The sequence below is a fragment of the Desulfoconvexum algidum genome, from assembly GCF_055382125.1.
The window spans coordinates 6301405-6323329 of sequence record NZ_AP042394.1 but is presented as its reverse complement, the minus strand read 5'-3'; the positions used below and the strand labels follow the sequence as shown (position 1 = coordinate 6323329).

Here is a 21925-nt window from a genome sequence, read left to right as displayed (position 1 = left end):
CTATTCTTTTAACCCGTTATACTTAAAGGTCAGTATGGTGATATCATCTGATTGTTCCGCATCATTTGCAAAGTGTTTCACGTCCTGATTTACCAATTCCACAATTTCATTAACATCGTCTGTATCTTCTTTTGAGAGCAGCGCTTTTAACCTAAGGTCCGTATATTCATTATAATCCGGATTCATGGCTTCATTAACCCCGTCGGTGTATAAAAATATAATATCCCCGGGAGCCATGACAAAGGATTCTTTCACATAGCTAAAGTCGGGCATACCCCCTAGGACAAACCCGGTAGCGGGTGTCATGAAATCATAGGTGCCCCCCTTAAACGCTATTTTTTGAAGCGGCGGGTTATGGCCGGCATTTGCAAAATCCAGCCGCCCGGTTTCAAGATCGATAATGCAGATAAAAGCGGTAACAAACATACTTTCATCGTTGTTCTCACATAATGCATTATTAACGTTGGTAAAGATCTCTTCAGGTGGGATGCCCCTCAAAGCCTCGTTCTTGATCAATGTCTTGGCAATTATCATAAATAGGGACGCTGGAACCCCCTTGCCCGATACATCCCCGATTAAAAAGCAAAATTTATTTTCCGAGATAAAAAAGAAATCAAACAGATCGCCCCCAACCTCTCGTGCGGGTATCATGCTTGCAAAAATGTCAAATTCATCTCTCTCCGGGAAAGCTGGAAAAATTCTCGGAAGCATGCTGGCCTGAATCTTTGTTGCAACCTGCAATTCGCTTTGAATCTTTTCTTTTTCTGCCGTCGTCTCTTTTAGATTTTTTATATAGAGCTTAAGATCGTTTGTCATGGTGTTGAACGCTTCTGCCAGCGTCTCTATCTCGTCACCGGTTTTTATCTCGAAGTTTAGATCAAGATCTCCCTTTCCAACCTTCTTAACACCTTGTGTTAAATCCAAAATAGGTTTACTTATCTTGTCGGACATCTTAACGGCGACCAATATGGTGATGAGCAACACACCAATAAAGAATGCCATTAAATATTTCTGGATATCAACTATTACACTTATAATGCGCTCTTTTTTTGAAAGGGTATAATCCATTATATATTTTTTTGTCTCATCGGCAAGTTTCAGGGCCGTTTTTGCAGAAATAACAACTGCCATGCTCCAACCGGTTTCTTTTATGGGAGCGAACCCTATAAATTTTTCTCCGCTGTTAAGTCGTATCCGGGAAAATCCGTTTTGGCCGGCCACCATTTTTTTTACAATATTGGAAAGTTCCTCATTTTTAGTTTCAAGCAGATTGCCCAACCCGTAATCCTTTATTCTCTCCTCCTGCCCCAGGGCTGGAAAAGCGATGACATTTCCACCCTTATCCAGTAAAAAAGCATACCCCACCTCTTTCACCTGGCTGGAGATGACCTTAAGCATTTCATCCAGCGTAACCGTAATCCCGATCACACCCTTGAGCTCACCTTCCCGAGTCCGAACCGGACCAGAACAAGCGATCATCAGTTTCGATGTGGAGGCACCCTTAAAGATCTCGGTCCAGCCGATACCATCTCGAGCCACCGTATTTTTATACCAGGGCCTGATTCTGGGATCATACGGTTTGTTTGCCCGCCCACCCGTATCCGGCCAAAGAATATTGATGCCGGTCTGAGTTCCAAGAAAGAGGGAGTCTAAATTTGCATTGTCAAATAGATAGGGTTTAAACACATTTCCCATTGTACGCAGACGCATGAACTCGCCCTGCACCACCTTCTTATCTACCCCCGGTGCTAACCGATAAATGTGGGACAACTCCCTCTCATTTTTATCGGTGGCATATTGACCCAGACTCTGCCCATCGGTTTCCCAGAGAAGCTTACAGAATTTGGACATGGTATTCACTTCCATGTGCACAGAGTTAAAAAAATTGTTTCCTGTCTGGGCCTGGATACCTACCAATTGAGTCAAATTAAGTCTCGTCTGATCCTCCAGCGTTGTCCGGCTTTTTTCAGCAGACTCTCTCCCTAAGTTGAGGCTCTGCTCCAATATATATTCTCCCCCCCGGTACAGGGTATAGTTGGCAATGACAAAGAAAGATAACGCACAAAAAGCTGTGATTCCCAAGGAGAGCAAGAGTAATTTGGTTTTGATCCTGAGTCTGGTCATTTTGTATTTCATTCTGTTTGGTTACACACTTTATTTTAAATTAGGTTAAATCCATAAAAAGGTCTGTGGACATGCTTAAATAATTGCGGATAGTAAGTCAGTCGCTTTGTCCTTGTCAATGAAAATAAAAGGGATCTTTTGGCACCGGTGGGTACACCTGGTGTGAATTCATCACCTATCCTTGCTTTTTACTGTATTTCCCTGTATTTTGTAAAGATTATAACCCTTTAAAAAAAAGATTCCCAATGAAATTTGATACCTATTATATTGATTCAGCCATAAAGAAAAATTTGGCGGCAGAAGGGTTTAAACGGCCCACAGACATCCAGTTCAAGGCAATTCCCTCCATTCAGAAAGGCGAGGATGTCCTGGCCATTGCCCAGACCGGAACCGGAAAGACCGCAGCATTTGCCATTCCCATTATTGATAAAATTCACCGGGCCAAAACCTCAAAGCACTCCTTTGGCATCCATTGCATCGTCATGGTGCCTACCCGGGAATTGGCTGCCCAGATCGGTGATGTTTTTACCACCCTTGCAGCCCATACAAAGGTAAAAGCCTTTGCCCTGTTCGGTGGCGTGGAACAGGATCCCCAGATCAAAAAGCTTGGGGACGGGATTGATGTGCTCATTGCCACCCCGGGCCGGATGTTTGACCTCATCAGCCAGGGTGCCATTGATGTCAAGAGGGTCAAGGTCCTGGTGCTGGATGAAGCGGACCAGATGCTGGGTAAAGGATTTATCAAGGACATCGAGTCGGTAAAGAGAAAATTGACCCAGCGGCATCAAACCCTGTTTTTTTCGGCCACCATTAGCAAGGAAATAAAGAAGCTGGCCTTTTCCCAGGTCAAAAGCACTGCCATCCGAATTCAAATATCTCCCGATGACCCGGTTTCAAAAAATGTGTCCCATGGGGTTATTTTTGTGGAAATGGATGACAAGCGCTTTTTTCTTCGTAAATTTATCCAGGATAACAAAGATGCCAGGATCATGGTCTTTGTCAGAACAAAGGTCAGGGCCGAGCGGGTTGTAAAGGCCTTGGAACGAGTGGGCATTAAGTCCCTGGCCATCCACGGAGACAAGGACCAGGAAGAACGAACCGCTGTCATGGGGCAATATAAAAGCGGGTGGGCCAAGATTCTCATTGCCACCGACGTCAGTGCCAGGGGGATTGATATTCCTGATGTTAATTTTGTGGTGAATTATGATTTGCCTGAAAAACAGGAAAATTATGTCCATCGGGTCGGAAGAACCGGCAGGGGAACCCAAAAAGGCCAGGCCATTTCCTTTTGCAGTACAGAAGAGATACCTTTGCTGGAAGCTATCCAGGAATTTTTGACCAAGCCAATAGAGACTATTCCGGTCGGTAAAAAAGAATATTCACTTATCATTGAGGCAGCAGAAGAACCGGAAAACGTCCAGGACCTGATTCAGGCCAACGAAGACTGGGAAAAAAACCGGAAAAAAGCCAGAAAGAATAGAGCTAAGCCCAAAAAATCCTGATGGGCTAGCTCTTGATTCGTCAGCGGTTACACCCGGTTATTTGGCCATCAGCCCGGCGATCTGGTAGGGGTTGGTGCCGGCTTGGGTCATGGCCTTGTGGCGGGTTTCGTCCAGGACAAATTCCCTTGCCACGGACACGAACCGCTCCGGGGTTTTTAGAAGGGGAATGGTGAACAGGAGACTGGCGGCCTTGGGGGTGTTTTCAGGGTACAGGGCCTTGAACGCCTTGAAGTCAAAGCTTAGGGCCACTCCTTTTCCGGTTTTTGCCTTGGCATTCCAGATCAGAAGGAACCCGGCAGGATCAGGCACTGAGATTTTCTCCTTCTGGGCCTTGGACAGGGTCTTGACCACCAGGCCGTGTTTGCCTGCGGTGCAGTCCAGTATCACCTGTAAGGCATCCTCCTTGCACCAGACAGGCGACGACACAATGGTATACCGTTCTCCTGGGGCCAGGGGATAATGCCCCAGGATAAAATGAGCCAGAAGATACCCCGAGGTCAGGCCGGGGCAGATGTGGTTGTGAAGCTCGGCCGCTTTGAGAAAATCATAGGGCGCGCCCTGGGCCCAGGCAGTGGACATGCCTGCCAGGGTGAACATGTCCCTGCCTGCCTTGTAAGTCGTTTTCACTGATTTCCAGAAGGCAGGATCTGAAATATGGTCGGGTCCAAGATCCAGGGTGTCTTCCGCCCAGCCTGCTCCGTCCTGGCTGATGATGACAGCCTGGCCGCTGGATTTTTTAAACAGCATCAGGCAGAAAGGATGGTTTTGGGGCCGCTGGAAAAAGAGCAGGTTGCCCCTGCCCACCATGGCCCCGGTGATTTCCTGGGCCTGGCCCAGCAGGGCCATGCTGTCCAGGTTTTTTTGCCTGACATAGGGGGCATTGGTCAGGACCAGAATTTGGGGGTCGCCTTTGGCGGCCTTCAGGGTTTCCATGGCCCGGGACAGGGGCCCCCCGAAATCCTTGGCATGGACTTGGGGAACGAGAAGCAGTACAAGGGCGATACATCCGATAAAAGAGAGAACACGTTTCATGCGAATTTTTCCTTTTCTATAAATATGGGTTTAATGGCTCCCGAAGGAGGGTGAGGGGTTAGCCGGACTCTGGAGGGGGGGCCGGGTGAACATGGGGTCGTCCTTGTGAACGGACCAGATCATGGCCCCCCGGCACACCGGTTTTTCAGGCCGGTACTCCCCGTCAGGACACAGGCTTTCCACATGATCCACCTCCTGCCAGGTGTGCGGGTCAATGGTGATGTTGTCCACCTTCTCCTCCTCCATCCTGCCAGCGATGATGTCGGTCATACTCCGAGCCGGTTCAAGGGCTGTGACATGGGCGCAGTGACGGGACATGGGCAGGGCCCAGGCTCCCGGGCCCGCACCGATGTCCAAAACCCGGGTTTTGGGTGTCAGGATTTTTCTGTCCACAAGAAATCGGATGGTCTTGTCCCGCAGTTGTGTGGCCTTTTGCTTGTCCGTACGCTCGGCAAAGTCTTTTGCCATCTTGTTCCACCGGGTCATTTGTCCCGGATTTCTTTCCTTTTCCGGGAAATTTGTCCTGGACAGGTCAATTGCTGCCTGCCACTCTGATTCCCAGAAAGCCTGGGAAGCTACTTGGTTGTCCATGGTGTGTGTTCCTTTTTTTCATGATCATATGGTTACGCTGAAAGAGAAGCCGAATGTCCGGTCCGTGGCCGGATAGCCTTCTGAATCGTAGTAGGACTCGTTCATTAAATTTTTGACATAAAGGTCCAAGGTGCCGTTTTTAAGCCAGCCAGCCTGTTCGAAACATTTGTATTGAACTCCCAGATCCACCACGCTGTGGGCGGGAATGTCCACCTGATAAAATTCCCAGACATCGTTTGAGATTTCATTGGAAACCTCGGTGGTTTCATCGCTCTGGTAGGTGTAGTCCAGCATCAGGGTGGTTTTTTTGCCCAGGGCATAGCGCAGCCCCATGCCTACCTGGTGTTCGGCCCGTTGGTCCAGTTCGGTTTCACCGGCTGGCTCGTCGCCCTGGTTGGAGAACCGCTGCCATGCCCAGCTCAGGTTAAAGGAGAGTTTGTCCGTGAGGTGGCCCCCCAGTTCCAGGGTGGTGGCGTGGCGGTGAACCTCTTCCAGGTTGATTTTATAGTCGCTGAACCGCAGGACCCCGGCACTGGCGTCTGAGTATTGTGCATAGGTGGAGTTGGTGGCGATATAATCCTTGATGTCGTAAAAGGCATACCCGATTTTAAGAGTGATGTCTTGCCAGACCCGCCGCTTGAAGATCAGATCATAGCCGATGCCGTGCTCAGGATCCAGGAAGATGCCGGCAGGCCGGCCCTGGGGGTTGTAATCACCGTGGTAGTCCGGGGCGTGCCAGATTTTGCTGATTCCGGCGGACAGGGAGGTGTCCCGAAGCCAGGGAGCCAAACGGTCCATCTTCCAGGTGGTAAAACTTTTGGGAATGAACTGGTCAAATTGGCTTTCCACTAATTGGCCATAGGCAGAATTCCAAAGGCTGCCGTTGCTATAGTTGCTCGTCCAGGTGGTCACCGCCTCGTAGCGCAGGCCCAAGGTGAGATCGATACTGGGGATGATACCCCATTTGTGCTGGGCAAAGGCCCCTTCTTTTTTGACACGCTCGGTCTTGGTGTCATCCACTCCCACGTCATAGAGCTGGGCCAGGTCCATTCCCACTGTTGTGGTCTGGTTGTCGGCCCATTGAAGTTCGTCTGTAACCTTGGCCCCGTGCTGCCACCATTTTGTCTGCCAGCCAGCATCATAGGTCCCCTGGGAGTGGTCATCTTCGTCCACCCATGCCAAATAGTCCCGATCCCGGATATCTTCCCCGTAATACGCGCTGGCATTGATCTTGCCAATGCCAAGGGACTGGGTGTAAGCGAGGCGGTAGGTTTGGGACTTGCTGTCCCAGGTGGGGTCTTGATAGGGCTCAAAGGCGCTGGCGGTCACCTCGGGATAGGAAGAATCCCAGTCTGTTGTGATGCTTGCGGTCTCTCCGGGATTGTTTACTGCGGCGTTGCGGTCAATGTCCGAAGCCGAGGCTGAGATGGTAATGTATCCGTCCTGGGGCAGCAGCAGCCCCAGGCGGCCGTAACCAGTGTTCATCTCGGTCTCGCTGTTGCGAAGGTACCCGTCGGTCATATAGTTCTGGTAGGCCAGGTCATAGGTAAACTTGTCCACGCCGCCCTGGATAACAGTCGTCGTACTAAAGGTATTATAGGAAGAATAGCCGGTGATCAGGGTTAACTCCGGTACCCGGGTCTGCCGGTAGATAGGGGCGCGGGTTTTCATATTGATGACACCGCCGATGCTTTTGGCATCGTACAAGGCTGAGTGGGGACCGGACAGGATTTCGACGGATTCCAGCAAAAAGCCGGGCAGGGTGGCCCAGTCCACGATATTGCTGGATTTTCGGCCCCCGGTTTTCAGAATGGTGACCCCGTCCATGGCCGTTACAAATCGTTTTGAGCTGAACCCGTTGAGGTAGACGCTGTCCACTCCTGGATCCAGATCAGATCCCCTGAAATCCACCATGGCAATGGTCTTGAAGGCATCCAACACGGAATTGGTCGGGCCGATAAAGTCGATTTTGTCCAGTTCAATGGTGGTCTTGGCGGGGGTGGATTCATAGCCCGGGGCGCCGGCCTTTTCCACCACCACCAGTTCGTCCATCTGCTGGATTTGGGGTTTTGTTTGTGTCTCCTGTGCCTGAACAGGGGTCAGGCAAAAAAATAAGAAAATAGTTGTCAATACAAGGGTGCGGTTCGTCATCCATTTCATTTAGGGTCTCCCGGTTTCGTTTAAATCAGTCATTAAAATCCGGTCTGATATCCCTTTTCAGCACCATTGACGAAGGGGGAGACATAATGGTATTAAATCTTATGTCTCCCGGATTCGTCCTGGAACATGTTACAAAGGCAGCCGCATCATCCTTGCCCGGAGCGCGGCTGCCTTTTTTTGTGTAAAGGTTTCAGCCGGAATGGTTGGGTTGCAGGTTTACATGGGGGGTGTCCTTTCCATCTGGGCCATGGCTGCCAGGGCATTCTTGCGGTGCCGCTTGAACCGGGCAGCCTTTTCAAAGGCATTTCGGCTGGCCTTAAGGTCATTGTGCTGCCAGGCCGCATACCCTGCCATGAGCCAGGCCTGGCCTTTCTGGGAGCAGTCGCCTCGGGCTGCCATGCGAAAGGCTTTCGTTGCCGATTTAAAGGCTTTGGCCTCGTAAAGCAGATCCCCCTTGAGCAAGAGCATTTCAGGATCACAGGCCTTGGGGTCAAAGCGGTTCAACAGGGCCAGAGCCTTATCTGATTTGCCCAGCTGCCGGTAGGCAGTTACCAGGCGTTGGATCATCTGCTTTTGTCCTTTGGCATCCAGGGGGGTGTCCCGGGTTTCGGCCAGAAGGGTTTCATAGGTACGAACCGCCCGGCCCGGGATCTTAAGCTGGAGGCTTAAATCTGCAAACAGCTTTTTTTCCTCCCGGGTCAGGGGAGAAAGAAATCCGTAGACAATGAGGTCATCCAGGGCCTGGGGGTAATGGCCCAGGCCCAGGCGGATATGGACCAGGGCCTTCCACCATTTGGCCACGGTGCAGTCTTGTCGGGAAAGGGTTGTGGCATAGGCGAGCGCCTGGTTCAGATTGTCTGTATGTAAATAGATCTGGAGCAGGGTTTCCTGCCATCGGATCTTGTCCGTGCCTGTGGCTTGGGCCACAAGCTCCAGGACCAGGGGAGCGGCTTGTTTCCAGTGGCTGGCTGTCATCAGGGCATTGGCAAAATTTTCCTGCCACTGGCGTGCCACCTGGTCCGGGTGGGCGGCAAAGAGGCGCTCAAAATGGTCGATGGCGGCCTCGGCCCGGCCATGGGCCAGGGTCATAACCGCGCTGTAATAAAGATAGTCTGCCTGCCTGGGATCTGACAGCTCATAGGTGGCCAGGAAGGCCTGTGCTGCTTTGTCGAACTGGCTTGTATCCGAGTAGACCTTGGCCAGGTTGACCCGGGCATCCATGAGATCTGGTGCCAGCGCCAGTGCGGCCAGATAGGCAGATTCTGCATGGGGATAATCCGGGATCATCAGGTAACAATTTCCCAGGGCCAGGCAGACCAGAGGATGGGTGGCGGCGGAAGTCCCGGTCCCGGTGCCGGAGTCGTTGTCAGGTTTCTTTCTGCTGGCCCGGATCAGGGAAATGGCGCCCTTGTAATCCTCTTTGTTCATCAGATCTCTGATCTTGATGAGCAGGTGCTGGTCCGGGCCAGACAGGTTTTTTCCAAGATCCTTTGTCTTTTTGGCATGGGCCAGGGGAATGATCAGGCCGGCAAGGCCTGCCCAGATCAAGATCATGAATATCAGGGGGGGTCTATGTGTCATGGGTCTCCTCAATTTAATTTAAAGCGGATACGTGTCCGGACCACGGTTTTTACCGGCTCCCCCAGGATGGTCCCCGGCTTGAACCGCCAGGCGGAAAGGCATTGGATAACGCTTTTGTCAAAAATTTTTTCCGGTTGAGCTGCGATAACCTTGATTTCTTCCACCAGGCCCTGGTCCGTGACCACGAACTCCACATCCACCCAGCCCTGGATGCCCCGGTGCTTGGCCTTAAAGGGATAGATTGGCGGAATTCTGGACAGCACGGTCAGGGGCTGGTCCAGATCCCCCGGGGAAAACAGGGTGGCAAGATTCAGGGTGGAAAGTGATTTTTCCATGACATGGGGCAGCTCCAGGGTCTGGGGGCCGCCTGGTAGCCTGGTGTTGATCTCAAAGGGCAGGGCCAGGGCTTGGTGGGCTGGTTGGTTGGCCCGGGGTTTGGCAAAAGTTTTGGCCTGTTTTTCCGCCACCCGGGGTTTGGGCTTTTTTTTAATCGGTTCCATGGTTTTGCGTTTGAGCCGGGTCAGCTGGATCTGGGGAATCATGGGGCCCAGGGCCATGGAGGGTTCCGAGGGGTTCATGAGTGTCGGAATCAGGGCGAACAGGGCCAGGTTCAACGCAAGGGTGCAGGTGATTGCACCGGCCCAGGTCCGCCAGTTCCCGTTGAGGATGAGAGCGCTGTCCCTCGCCTGTTTCATTGCCCCTCCGGCAGTGCCGCGGCCAGGGACACATTGGTGGCGCCGGCCATGCGGCAGCCGTCCATGACCTGGATGGCCGTGCCTGTGCTGGAGGCAGTGTCCGCCACCACCACCACGGCACCCTCCGGGTTCTCGGCCAGGGCCCGCTCGGTGTTTGCCCGGACCGCCCGGATATCGATTTCCCGGTGGTCCATGAAGATCCGGTTCTGGTTGTCCACGGCAATGAGAATGGTGGCCTTGGAATGCACAGTGGCCGTGGATGCCGTGGGCCGTGTCACTTCAATGCCGGTCTCCTTGACAAAGCTGGTGGTGACCAGAAAAAAGATCAGCAGGATAAAGACCATATCAATGAGGGGGGCTATGTCCAGCTCCAGGGTTCCTTTTTTATGCTTTCTGCTTGCCGATATGTTTAACATGGGGTTTCCCGTACTCTATACGTGTCGTTTCAGATAAAGACCCATCCGCAGGATGCGCTGGCTCAAGGTGTCTGCCCGCCGTTCCAGGAACCCTTTCATGTATAGCCCCGGGATGGCCACGATGAGTCCTGTCTGGGTGGTGATCAATGACTGGGAAATGCCGCCGGCCATGGCCTTGGCATTGCCTGTACCGAAGATGGCCAGCACATCAAAGGTGGTGATCATTCCCGTGACCGTTCCCAGCAACCCCAGAAGCGGGGCCATGGCCGCCAATACCCCGATGAGGGCCAGAAACCGGGGAAGCCTCCGGTTGATCCGGGCCACGGTCGCATCCAGCAGGTGTCGGTCCAGTTGTTGGTTTCCCGTGCGGCTGTCTATGAATTGCCTAACCAGCAGGCTGACCGCCCCCCGGTATTTTTCAGGATCGGGCATTTTGTCCTTGTGGATGAAGGAGAGGGCAGTGTGTGCGGTCATGTTTTTGCGATAAAGCCTGCGGAAAAAAAAGGCCCGCTCGATGATTAAAAGCCACATGACAAGACTCAAGACAATCAGCGGGACCATGACCACCCCCCCTGCTTGGATCAGGTCGGCTGTGGGCATGAGGATATCCTGGAGACAGATCGGCATCAGACCCCCTGCTTTTGGATGATATTGATCAGGGCCACGGCCTTTTCCTCCATCAGGCCCACGGTGTTTTCCACCTCCCGGTTAAGAAGGGTGTGAACCAGCATAATGGGGATGGCCACGGAAAGGCCCAGCATGGTAGTAACCAGGGCCTCGGAAATCCCGCCGGACATCATTCTGGGATCCCCTGTGCCGTGCATGGTAATGACATGAAAGGTATCAATCATGCCGGTGACCGTTCCCAGCAGCCCCAGAAGCGGGGCAATGGCCGCCAGCATTCCCATGGTGGATAAAAATCGCTCCATGGGGGGGATTTCCCTTAGGATGGCTTCCTGGACGGTGTTTTCCATATCTTCCCTGGGCAGTTCCCGGCCCGAGAGTCCCGCCCGGATAACCCGGACCACGGGATTTTTGGCATATCGGGCACAGATTTCCTGGCAGGCCGTCCAGTTTCGGGCGGCAGCCGAAGTTTCGATCTGGGAGACCACCGTCTCAAGTCTGATTTTCCGGCGCAGCAGGAACCAGAGGCGCTCTGTGGCAATGAGTCCGCCAATGGCCAGGATGATCAGAATGGGCCAGACAATGGGACCGCCCTTGGGAATCTGGTCCCAGAGGCTGAGCTTGTAGGTGAGTTGGCTTAGAGCAGCACCCCGGGAGATGTCCATGGGCACGGCATCCCGTTTCCCTTCCATATACTGAATAATCTTTTTCCCCATGCCGGTCGAGGGCAGCCGGGACAGGGCAAACAGCTTGCCCTCCCCTGGGGTGTAGCTTAAAAATCCGGTTTCCGTTGCCAGACCATAGGCTGCGGTAAAGCTGCCCAAAAGGAGGACCCGTGCGGTAACCGTTTTTCCGGTGCGATCCACAATAGTGGCTGTTTCAAGGTTGACCGCCCTGCCCTGGTGAATCCGGTCAAAAAGCAGATCTGTCATTTTTCGGATATGGTCCATTCCCGGAAATACAGATAGTTCGGCAATGGCCTTTAGAAAGACCGTGTCCGGGTGATAGATCCCGGATAGAAAACTGCTGCTCAAAAAGGTGTCAATGTCCTTGGCGTTCATGCGGATGACCCCGGACAATTCCCGGACCATGCCCTGGGATTTCTCAAGCTGTTGGGATAGGATGGTATCTTCTTGGGCAAGGGTCTCGTTCTCGGCTTCCAGAGCCTTGATCTCTTCCTTAAGGCCCCGGGCCTGTTCTGTCAGACGAGCAATGGTCCGGCTCAGGGCTTTTCGGTCCCGGGTGATCTCTTGCCTGGCTGCGGCGGCTGCCTTCTGGGCTGCGTGCAGTTCCTGGGCGGCCTTTTGTCGCATGGTGGCCTCGATCTTTTGGGCCTCCATGGGAACCAGCCGGATGTCCTTGCCCCAGGCTGTTGTGGTAAAGAGGCAGACCCCGCAGAGGAGAACGGACAGAACCATGATATAAGTATTTTTAATTGGTGATTTCATTGGACGGAAATCCTTCCCAGGGGCAGGTCCAGGATCTCCACGGGTTTGCGCTTGGACCCCATATCAACCGCTTCCTGGATGTCTCGGAGATAATTGTCTTCAAGGGGTTCCCAGTCTTTTTGGGCGATGTTGTAGGCCCCGCAGTGCTGTTTGTCCAGGGTCTGGTAAAAGAGGCTCAGACGCCCCAACCTGAAAATATTAACCAGGGTCTCCCGGCCTGACAGGTCAATGGTTTGCTGATAGACCTCCACGGTCTGGCCGTACTCTGCCTCCACCATCAGGGCTTCCATGATTTTTCTGAACCGTTCGCTTACCGGCACCTCCGGATCATGGGCCATGGCTGCCAGCGCCTCTATCCGTTTGGTGCGCTCCTCCTGCAAAAAGGGCAGGTCCCGGTGAAAAAGCGCCTGGACCTGTTCCAGGAGCTGGTCCAGGAAGGGAGAGATCTGGGCTGAGATCTGGGCAATATCCGATAGCTGCTGTTTTTTTTGGGCAATCTTCACGGTCATGAGGTTTTTCTGATCGGCCTGCTGGGCCTTTTGCGTTTCAAGTGCCTTGATCTGTGCTTCAAGGTTTTCAAACATTTTGGTTTTTTCCCCTCGTTCATCCCGCCATTGGGACTGGGTTGCCTGGGTGGTCTGCTCGATCTGGACGGCCTTGTGCACAGGAGCTTCAATCTGCTTTTCCACATTCCCAGCTCTGACTGGCCAGGGCCGGACCAGGACGATCAGCACACCGGTCAGCACCGTCAGATACGGGAAGATTGTGTTTTTATCCATGTCTCTTTCCTCGCTTGGGCCTGCATCAACATGCCCTGAAAACAAAAAGGCCAAGAATTCCAGTCCACCGGTATTCCCGGTGTCTGGCCTTCTTGGCCTGGTATCGTTATCTATGAACTACTTTTTTTTACTTCACCTGCGTCTTCTTGACGCGTTCGCAATAGGCTTCTTTAAGCACACCTCATTGCTGCTTGTCAAGGAGAAATGAATAAAGATTCAGCCCCTCCTATACCCACAGATAGAGAAAACAGCTGATATACATGAGGGTCACCGAGGTGGCAATGGTCATTTTGAGATTGGACAATTGAAATGCCGCCTTGATCACCTTCACGTTTACGGCAAAGGCGTAGAGGGAAAAAATGCCGGTCAGAAGTGTGATCACAGGCGAGACGGCCCCGATTTGAAGGGCTGCTGCAAAGGGAGCCACAATCCAAAGTGAAATAGCGGCCATTCCGATATTAAAATAGGACATCAAAAAGTTGGCCTTCCCCCCCATGGCCTTTAAAAAAACCCAGATAAAAAGAGCGGCCCCCGCGTGCATGAAAAATGCCACGGGAATTCCGGCCACAATGATTTTAAGGGGATTATAGGCCGTGGCCTCAAAGCCCTTTTCCATCAAAATGGATTGGCTGAACAGGGCTGCTGAACATCCATAGATGATTCCCAAAATCAATACATTGAGGATGGCGTAATATTGCAACCGCTTTATATCCATCCCTTTTTCAAGCCCAATGGTATTCAAGGTCAAAATATTTCCCATGGATGTTAGATAATTCATGAAGGGTTCCTTTTAATGTGTTGGGTTGTAAAGCCCGGGGTGTTTCCCCGGGCTTTATGGATCAGGTTATGCTTTTAATAACAAACCTAAGCCCAGGGTACCAGTCCCCAGCAAAATATCGCAATACAGACGATGGAAGCAATCACTGGTATGGTGATTCCGTTGTAACGGGTCTCTTCATAATCTGTGCCCCAGCCGTGGATTCGATCAATAACTTTTTTGTCTGCCAGGGTAGGTGCATAGGCTTTGAACATCGCCATGCGGTTAAAGGCAATGGACAAGAGAATAAACATGGCAAAGCTCAAGGGGATGGTGACCATTCCGCCGGACATGCCAAGGGCTGCCACAAGACCTTTTCCGATAACGATTGACGGAAATACATGGGGAGAGATCAGGATATACAGGAACCCACAGAACAGGGAAGAAATGATAAGAGCCAGTTTGTTGGCTTCCTTCCACCAGACGCCCAGAAGAATGGCCGGGGTGGCAGTGGTGGCCAGAAGGCCGAAGGCCCATAAAATACTGGTAACCAGAAATTTTGGGGGACTGAAGGCCATCAGGATGGCAAGGAGGCCGCCCATGGCAAGGGCTGCATATCCCCATTTCATTTTTTTGGCAGAGGCCATTTCCGGTGCAATAATGCCCAGCAGATCCGAGCCTACAAGTCCTGCAATGGCCATCAGATTACCACCGATGGTGGAAAGCCCTGCTGCCACGGCACCGCCCATGACAAAGGCCGCCACCAGGGTCGGGTTATAAAATACATTGAGGATCAACAGGGTCTGGTCCGCTTTTTCAATAAGTCTTCCCGTGGTGGCCGTAAAAAAGTTTCCTGCAAATCCCACCACATAGGTGCCGGAAAAAAGCAGTCCCAGAAAAAGGGCGAACCAGACAACGGCCCAGCGGGCACTTTTAACAGACGAAGCGGTAAACACCTTCATGGCCAGATGGGGAAGGGCCACAGGCCCCAGGGTAAAGGCCGGGATCAGGGCGAAATACCATCTGAAATCATATTTCATATCAAAAAAGGTGGGAACGTTTTTCATCATGTCCGGGACCATATCACCATAGGCCAGGGGCGGAAACCACCATCCGGATGATCCCATCAATTTCATGATGGCACCCATGGGAACAATCATGGCAATGGTCATGACCACCATCTGAAAAGCAGCATTGTAAGAGGCCCCGTACATGCCGCCCACGGTGATAAATCCGACGGTTGCAAGGCCTGCAACAACGATGGCAATATTATAGGGAACCCCGAAGAGCAGCTCAAAGGCGCGACCCAGACCGATCATCTGGCCCAGGGCGTACATGATCATGATCAGGATCATCCAGCAGACAATCACGACGGTGGAGGGTTTGCCGTAGCGCTGGCGAATAAAGGTGGCCGGTGTAAAGGCCTTCATCCGCCGAAGGCTGGTGCCGTATAGAAGGGTCAGCAAAGGAATGGAGATGGCCCACTGGATCCAGAGGTAGACAAAGGGAACCTGGAGTTTCATGATCAGGGCAATTACCCCTAAAAAGGTGGCAAGGCTGGCCCAGGTGGCGGCCATTCCAAGTCCGTTGGTCACGGGACCTATGGAAAACCCGGCGGCATAAAAATCTTCATCGGAAACGGTTTTTTTGGAGGAGGTATACCCCACATAATAAAAGATTGCAAAAAGGATCCCCACAACTCCGAGTCCTACCCAGACGTTGCTCAATGCATATTCAGCTGGCATGGTTGCCTCCTTATTGGATTAAAGTGTCGGTATCGGTTTCAGTCACAGGGGGAAGAGAATTGACATATTCTTCCATTTCATCATCAAATTTATTACACATGATGGTCATCACAAGGCAGACGGCAGCGATACCAAACCATCCCAACAAAATTGGCAGAATGTATTGAATGGGAAATCCCCAGAGGGTTCCCTGCTGAAGGGAGGGGAAGAGAACAAAAATGGATGCCGAGTGCCCCATTAAAAGCAATAAAACAGAAAAAACAATGGTCAATCTGATCTCTTTTTTGTAGAGCTTTTCTTTCATGTTTTTAACTCCTGTTCAAAAAGTATTTTTGGTTAAATCTATCATATGCGCGCAATCGTTTTCTGGTCACCTCCTTTTCCTGGCATATCATTGTTTGAATTCCCATATAGGTCTGTGTCTGTTATTTTTTCTTAGAACTCAGTTCAGGGAACTGATGATAGAAATATTCGTTGGGGTTCTTTCCTCGTTTGTCGTTTTCGTTTTCTCTCAATTCGATCCTGCGGATTTTGCCGCTGATGGTTTTGGGCAGCTCGGTTACGAACTCTATGATTCTGGGGATCTTGAATTTGGCCAGCACTTCAATGGTGTGCTGGAACAATTCAAGCGCCAGTTCCCTGGACGGTTCCTGTCCCTGGGACAAGATTACAAAGGCCTTGACCAGCTGATGCCGTTTGGGATCGGGGACCCCGACAACGGCGGTTTCCATGACGGCAACATGTTCGATTAACGCGCTTTCCACTTCAAAGGGCCCCACACGGAAATCCGAAGATTTGATGACGTCATCGGAACGACCGACAAACCACCAGTATCCGTCTTTGTCAAAGGTGGCCTTGTCACCCGTGTAATACAAACCGTGGTGAAATGCTTCTGAGGTTTTTGCCTCATCGTCAATATATTCCTGGAACAGGCCGATGGCCCGCCAATTGCTCAGGCGAACCACAATGTGACCGGTTTCGTCGGGTGTGGTAATCTCGTTGCCCTCATCATCGGCCAGGATGACGTCGTACATGTATGAGGGATACCCAAAGGACCCCAGACGCATTTTGCCTTCCATCCAGGGCGGGTTCCCGATCATGGCGGTGGATTCGGTCTGACCGTAGAAATCACGGATTTCTGTGCCGGTGCCTTCTCTCCACTGGTCAATGACTTCCGGATTAAGGGGCTCGCCTGCACTGATGGAATATTTCATGGCGGAAAGGTCGTATTGTGAAAGGTCCAGACCAACAAAGGCGCGCCATGCTGTTGGCGGGGCACAAAAAGAATTGACTTTATACTTGGCCACGGCAGCGATATATTTTTTAATATCAAGTACGGTAAAATTGAAACCCGTGGCAGTTGCTCCCATGTTAAAGGGGGCGAAAAAGCTGCTCCATGCCCATTTGGCCCATCCGGGTGCACTCAGGTTATGATGGACATCTCCGGGTTCCAGGCCGATAAGGATGGCGGTGGACAGATGCCCTAGCGGGTATGAAACAGCAGAGTGTCCCACCCGTTTGGGAAGTCCTGTGGTTCCCGAGGTAAAAAAGCAGATGAGGACCTCTTCATTGCTCACATCCGCAGCTTCGGCCTGGGGGTTTTCTTCAGCGATTTCGGCATAGGAGGTCCATCCCTCCTTGTGTCCCAGAACAATCTTTGCCTTGGGGGAACAATTGGCTTTTTTCAGGGCATCATCCACCAGATCCGTCAATCCTTCAAAGGCAATGATGACATCCGGCTCGTATGCTTCAAACCGGAACTGGATTTCTCGTTCTGTCATGCTGGTGGCCGTAGGCACAGAGACAAGGCCCCCTTTGATGCCGGCAAAGGTTGCAAACCAGGTTTCGGGAACAATGGGGGTCAGCATGTACAGGTTGTTTCCTTTTTCAACCCCGTTTTTGCGTAAGAAATTTAAGAGTTTATTCCCGTTGGCAGCCAGTTCTTTATAGGTAAACTGCTGTTCGGCATCTGTATCCAGATCTGTCCAGATAAGGGCCGGTTGATCACCGCGTTCTTTGACATGTATCCCCTCAAAAATTTCTGATGCCCAGTTAAATTTTTCCGGCAGTTCGGATTTATTCAGTCTTTCGAAAAACGCTTTTGCTTGGATTTCACGCTGCCCCATATCCTGGATTTCATTGAGCGCCATTGCTTCTCTGTATGTGCTTTTCAACGACATTTGATTCCTCCGAATTTAGATTTTTATCAGATATAGTCCACCTGCGGTTTTGTACGCAGCCCTGGCTATAGTTCTATAAAACTGTGGCGTTTCTACAATCGGTTGAAACCCGATTTAGGGTGTAGGGTTTAGGGGGTGGTTTTCTAGGGAAAAAGAGGGGAGCGTGTAGGTGGATGAACCTACACGCAGATGGTTAGCCTTGCTGGGTAGTGATCTGGCCGGTTTTCTCAAAATGGACGGCGCACCGGACCAGTTCATTGGCATGTTTCAGGGAAAGTTTTTCCTTGATCCGTTCCCGGTAGGTACCAATGGTTTTAATGCTAAGAAAAAGCCTTGTTGCAATTTCCCGGGAGGAAAATCCCCGACCGATCATTCTAAATACCTGGAGTTCTCGGTCCGTGAGCCGATCTACAGGGGTTTTCTCCCGGGCTTTTTGGGGATTTGACATGGTGGAAAGAATATGCTCTTTTACCTTTTCGTTGAGATATATTTTTCCTGTCAGAACATGGTGGATGGCAGTTACAACAGATTCCATGGCTTCTTGTTTCATGATATACCCACGGGCACCGGCAGTAAGGGCCCGCTGGGCATATAGATATTCATCGTGCATGGACAGGACCAGGACCGGAATTTGCCCATGGTGAAGCTTAACGTATTTGACAAGATCAATTCCATCTGAATTTTTTAATGAAATATCGGCGATAATCAGGTCAGGCGCCATGTTTTCAATTTCAATAATGGCCTGGTTCACATCCTTGGCTTTGCCAAAGGCACGAAGATCTTCTTCCTGGTTGATCAGTTCGGCAAGGCCCAGTCTGAATATGGGGTGATCCTCAACCAGCAGTATCTTTTTTTTATCCGGCATGTCTTGTCTGCAATAAAAATTTTAAGTTAGAGGACCGTACCACCTTTGGCGAGAGATTTCCAGTTCCCATATGAATTAAGATTCCCAGTCAGGCCAAGGGGGCAGGCGAAGGGGTCAGACCAACGGGTCGGTCAATGCTGCCAGGGGCATGGCCAGTTTTATCCGGGTCCCTGTTTTCCTGTCCGAGGAAATCATGAGGGAGGCCCCTATCATTTTGGCCCGATAGTTCATGATGCGAAGTCCCATGCCATTGTGATGGATTTCAGGGTCCATTCCCTTGCCATTGTCCTGGATAAGAAAGCTGAACTGATCCTCCCTGATTTTTAAGGAAATGACAATGGTTGTGGCATCACCGTGGCGAATGGCATTGCGCACAGCCTCCCCGGCGATATGGTAGAGGTTGAGGGTGACCATATGAGAGTTTACTTCTAGACCATCATCTGCTTTTAGCTGGCAGTCCACCTGGTGGAGCATCCGGGTGGTGGTGACCAGGTCCTCAAGGGAAGAGACCAGACCATGGGTGTAATAGACCGGGCAAAGGCCCCGGGCCAAGCCTCGGGTTTTGGAAATGGCCTCCTTGATAAGCTGCGTAATCTTGTCTGACAATTGGGCGGCCCCAGGAGATTGTCCTTCGGCTTTTTTTTTCAACACCTTGGTTAATCCTTCGATTCCTATTAAATGGGGACATAGATCATCATGGAGGTCATTGCCTATGGCCTGACGTTCTTTTTCACCGGTTTCCATGATGGCCTTTTCCAGGTATTTGACCTCGGAAATATCCCGGTGGGTGATGACCGACCCCAGGGGGTTTCCGTTTTTGTCACGGTAGACCGATCCCCGGGTGGTGACATCAATGAGCTGGCCGTCTTTTGCCATTCGTTTGGTTTCCACCCGGGGCAGAATTTCCCCTTTTAAAATGGTGCCAATTCCCTCCATGGTCTCCTTCCAATGGGCTTTGGGCACGAAATGATCCATGGTTTTGCCCAGGCTGTCTTCAAGGGTATACCCGAATACCTTGGTAAAGGCCGGATTCATATAGGTGACCCGGCCTTCCATGTCGTATACCACGATAGGGTCTGGTACGGCTTCCATGACGGACCTGTATTTTTCTTCACTTTCTTTTAAGGCCTCCTGGGCCTGGCGGCGATCCTTGATTTCCGCTAAGAGCTTTCGGTCATAGGTAGCAAGTCTGTCCATAAAAGAATTATAATAGAAAGTGAGCTGTCCCACTTCATCACTGGATTCCATTTTTACGGCCCGGTTTGAAAATCCCCCGGCAATATCCTGGTTGAACCGGGTCATCAAAGATTGGAGGGGTTTTGTTATGGTGGAACTTAAGATAAAGGTAATGGGGATAAAAATGATCAGGGAAGCCACTCCCGTAAGGATGATGAAATGCCGGATGGTTCCCAGGGGGAAGTAGAATTCGTCCAGATAACTCGATGAGGCAACGATCCACTCATATTCAGGAATATAATTAAAAATCACCAGTTTTTTACGATGTTTTTCTTCCCCGGGGTTTTTCCAGGAATAGATCAGCTTGCCATTCTTTTTTTTCAGCATACGCCTAAAAAACTGGTCGGGGAACCGTTCATCTTCAAAAACATTGATCCCGGTCAGTTCCGGGTGAATGATGACATTGCCACGGGTGTCCATGACATAGGAATAGCCTGTTTTTCCAAACTGCAGACTTAAAATACCCTCCTTAAAATCATTTATTTCCACCAGCTTTGAAAATTCTTTTCGATAGGAGGACACTGTAATCATCCAGTCCCAGGGCTCAAAATAATTGAGATACAATGCCTTGGGCCGGGCAACAGCATCTTCCGGGTTTTTCCAGGAATATTCAATATATCCGTTTTTTTTTGCAATCATTTCCTGGACAAATTGATGATCGGAAATGTCCAGCCCTTCCAGGGTTTTTTTGGGGTGTTTGAGCACCCGCCCTTTTCCGTCCAGAATACAGATATATCCGGTAATGCCTATTTTCTGGCAGAGAATGATATCGCTAGCCCGTTTTTTTGCCTCTTCCAGGCTGATTTCCCCTGCCTTTTGCCGATTATAAAGGTGCTGGATAATATCATAGTTTTTTTCAGCAACTCCCCTGAGACGGTTTTTAATGGAAACCGAGACCGCTGTTTTGACATTGTTCAAGATGGCCGAGGTGGAATTTTTTAATTCGCTTTCAATATTTTTTTCCACATTTTGTTTGACAATAAAATAGATGATCAAGCTGGACAGGCTTATGATGATAAGAAAGCAAAAGGAATAGATAAAGAGCAGCTTGTACCGGATGGGGAAATTTTTGATCAGACCAAAGGGGTTCATTCCGTATCCTCCTCGTAAAACGGGTTCATGGGGTGAATGCTAAACGAAGGTTTCAAAAAGAACCGGATTTGTCAATGGGAGTTTTAGGGAATCAACTCCTGTTTGAGCATGCAGCAGGCAATCTTGTGGCGGGGTTTGCCACTCTTTGTATAGGCAAGGTTTCCCGGCTGGATCATCTTGTTCATGACGCAGCCTTCAGGGATCGTAAGTTTGAACAGATCTGTTTCATTGATCGGGGGCATTGCCACAAGGCGATTGTTTCGGATTTCATGGGAATGCAGGGGAAAATCTTCACAGATGGGGCATTGATACACCCTGCCATTGGGAAACACAAAATAATTTTGGGCCACATTTGCCGCGCATTGAAAGGGTTCTCCTTCGGATAAAAACACCTTGGGATAGGTGACAATAATCCCCTGGGCGGCGATCTCTTCAGCTACTTTCGGGATGGTTTCAAGCCAGACATCTTTTGATACCTGGAGTGCCCGGGGTGTTTGGGAAGAGGGGCTAACTGTTGAGGATTCCCCCCGCATGCCAATGACCTGGATAAAAAATCGTTCAATACCCAGATCCTTTACAAGGGTGGGCATTTGGGTAAGCTCGTGGATATTTTTATCCGACACCGTGTAGATCATGGAGCAGGCAAACCCTCGTTCCCTGGCGTTTTTAATCCCTGCAAGGACGGCATCATAGCTGCCTTTTCCCCTTATGGCATCGTTGGTATCCCGGGTGGCACCATCCAGGGAAAAGCTAAAAAAATCAAGAAGGTCCGGGGTGATTTTTTCCAGAATATCATGGAAGAGAAACCCGTTGGTATCAATGGTGATGGATTTAAATCCCAAGCGCCGGGCCTCTTTGACAGCCAGGTGAAGATCCGGGTGAAGGGTGGGCTCTCCTCCCAAAAGGATCAGATTCGTCTGATGGGCTTTGGGGGAAAAAATTGCCAGCCAGTCCCGGATGGTGTCAATGGAAAGTGTCATGTCCCCATGCTGTTCTCGATTAATATAGCAATGGGAACAAGACAGATTACACTTGGTCAGGATGTGGAAAAAAAGATTGGACGAATCCTTTGAAAACGCCACGGTTTGGTTTCGCATA

18 protein-coding genes are annotated in these 21925 nt (G+C 50.8%); 1 reads left to right on the top strand and 17 read right to left on the bottom strand.

Annotated features, from left to right (window positions below):
* Entirely contained in the window at positions 1-2124 is a 2124-nt protein-coding gene (locus ACZ45G_RS28420) for a SpoIIE family protein phosphatase (protein WP_464173959.1), read from the bottom strand.
* A gap of 245 nt (positions 2125-2369) precedes the next feature.
* Here ACZ45G_RS28420 and ACZ45G_RS28415 point away from each other — a divergent pair, with 245 nt between their 5' ends.
* Entirely contained in the window at positions 2370-3626 is a 1257-nt protein-coding gene (locus ACZ45G_RS28415) for a DEAD/DEAH box helicase (RefSeq protein ID WP_464173958.1), read from the top strand.
* Between the two features lie 36 nt (positions 3627-3662).
* On the opposite strand, the gene ACZ45G_RS28410 is transcribed toward ACZ45G_RS28415, so the two are convergent.
* The 16 genes from ACZ45G_RS28410 to ACZ45G_RS28335 all read right to left on the bottom strand — a co-directional run bounded on the left by ACZ45G_RS28410 (position 3663) and on the right by ACZ45G_RS28335 (position 21924).
* On the bottom strand, positions 3663-4658 hold the full coding sequence (locus ACZ45G_RS28410; protein WP_464173957.1) for an FmdE family protein: 996 nt from the start codon (positions 4656-4658) through the stop codon (positions 3663-3665).
* Between the two features lie 30 nt (positions 4659-4688).
* Positions 4689-5249 carry a class I SAM-dependent methyltransferase gene (locus tag ACZ45G_RS28405; protein WP_464173956.1) on the bottom strand — a complete coding sequence of 187 codons (561 nt, stop codon included), beginning with the start codon at positions 5247-5249 and terminating at the stop codon, positions 4689-4691.
* 24 nt (positions 5250-5273) lie between these two features.
* Positions 5274-7409, bottom strand: a complete 2136-nt coding sequence (locus ACZ45G_RS28400) for a TonB-dependent receptor (RefSeq protein WP_464173955.1) — start codon at positions 7407-7409, stop codon at positions 5274-5276.
* A 216-nt stretch (positions 7410-7625) separates the two neighbouring features.
* Positions 7626-8990, bottom strand: a complete 1365-nt coding sequence (locus tag ACZ45G_RS28395) for a tetratricopeptide repeat protein (protein WP_464173954.1) — start codon at positions 8988-8990, stop codon at positions 7626-7628.
* A gap of 8 nt (positions 8991-8998) precedes the next feature.
* Complete coding sequence (locus tag ACZ45G_RS28390) at positions 8999-9685, bottom strand: energy transducer TonB (RefSeq protein WP_464173953.1); 687 nt, start codon at positions 9683-9685, stop codon at positions 8999-9001.
* Positions 9682-10101, bottom strand: a complete 420-nt coding sequence (locus ACZ45G_RS28385) for an ExbD/TolR family protein (RefSeq protein WP_464173952.1) — start codon at positions 10099-10101, stop codon at positions 9682-9684. The genes ACZ45G_RS28390 and ACZ45G_RS28385 overlap by 4 nt, the downstream gene beginning before the upstream one ends.
* Before the next feature lie 15 nt (positions 10102-10116).
* Positions 10117-10728 carry a MotA/TolQ/ExbB proton channel family protein gene (locus ACZ45G_RS28380; RefSeq protein WP_464173951.1) on the bottom strand — a complete coding sequence of 204 codons (612 nt, stop codon included), beginning with the start codon at positions 10726-10728 and terminating at the stop codon, positions 10117-10119.
* Positions 10728-12173: a MotA/TolQ/ExbB proton channel family protein gene (locus ACZ45G_RS28375; RefSeq protein WP_464173950.1), complete on the bottom strand. Its 1446-nt coding sequence runs from the start codon at positions 12171-12173 to the stop codon at positions 10728-10730. The genes ACZ45G_RS28380 and ACZ45G_RS28375 overlap by 1 nt, the downstream gene beginning before the upstream one ends.
* Complete coding sequence (locus ACZ45G_RS28370) at positions 12170-12952, bottom strand: DUF3450 domain-containing protein (protein WP_464173949.1); 783 nt, start codon at positions 12950-12952, stop codon at positions 12170-12172. The genes ACZ45G_RS28375 and ACZ45G_RS28370 overlap by 4 nt, the downstream gene beginning before the upstream one ends.
* Positions 12953-13178: 226 nt before the next feature.
* The gene (locus ACZ45G_RS28365) at positions 13179-13730 is read right to left on the bottom strand and encodes a hypothetical protein (protein ID WP_464173948.1); all 552 of its coding nucleotides are present in this window, start codon (positions 13728-13730) and stop codon (positions 13179-13181) included.
* An 86-nt stretch (positions 13731-13816) separates the two neighbouring features.
* Entirely contained in the window at positions 13817-15454 is a 1638-nt protein-coding gene (locus tag ACZ45G_RS28360) for a sodium:solute symporter family transporter (RefSeq protein WP_464173947.1), read from the bottom strand.
* Positions 15455-15464: 10 nt separating this feature from the next.
* Complete coding sequence (locus ACZ45G_RS28355; RefSeq protein ID WP_464173946.1) at positions 15465-15758, bottom strand: hypothetical protein; 294 nt, start codon at positions 15756-15758, stop codon at positions 15465-15467.
* A 121-nt stretch (positions 15759-15879) separates the two neighbouring features.
* A complete protein-coding gene (locus ACZ45G_RS28350) occupies positions 15880-17634 on the bottom strand; it encodes an acyl-CoA synthetase (RefSeq protein WP_464173945.1) in 1755 nt (584 codons plus the stop codon).
* A gap of 193 nt (positions 17635-17827) precedes the next feature.
* The gene (locus ACZ45G_RS28345; RefSeq protein ID WP_464173944.1) at positions 17828-18499 is read right to left on the bottom strand and encodes a response regulator transcription factor; all 672 of its coding nucleotides are present in this window, start codon (positions 18497-18499) and stop codon (positions 17828-17830) included.
* Between the two features lie 114 nt (positions 18500-18613).
* Positions 18614-20827, bottom strand: a complete 2214-nt coding sequence (locus tag ACZ45G_RS28340; RefSeq protein ID WP_464173943.1) for a cache domain-containing protein — start codon at positions 20825-20827, stop codon at positions 18614-18616.
* 83 nt (positions 20828-20910) lie between these two features.
* On the bottom strand, positions 20911-21924 hold the full coding sequence (locus ACZ45G_RS28335) for a radical SAM protein (RefSeq protein WP_464173942.1): 1014 nt from the start codon (positions 21922-21924) through the stop codon (positions 20911-20913).
* Between the last annotated feature and the right edge of the window lies 1 nt (position 21925).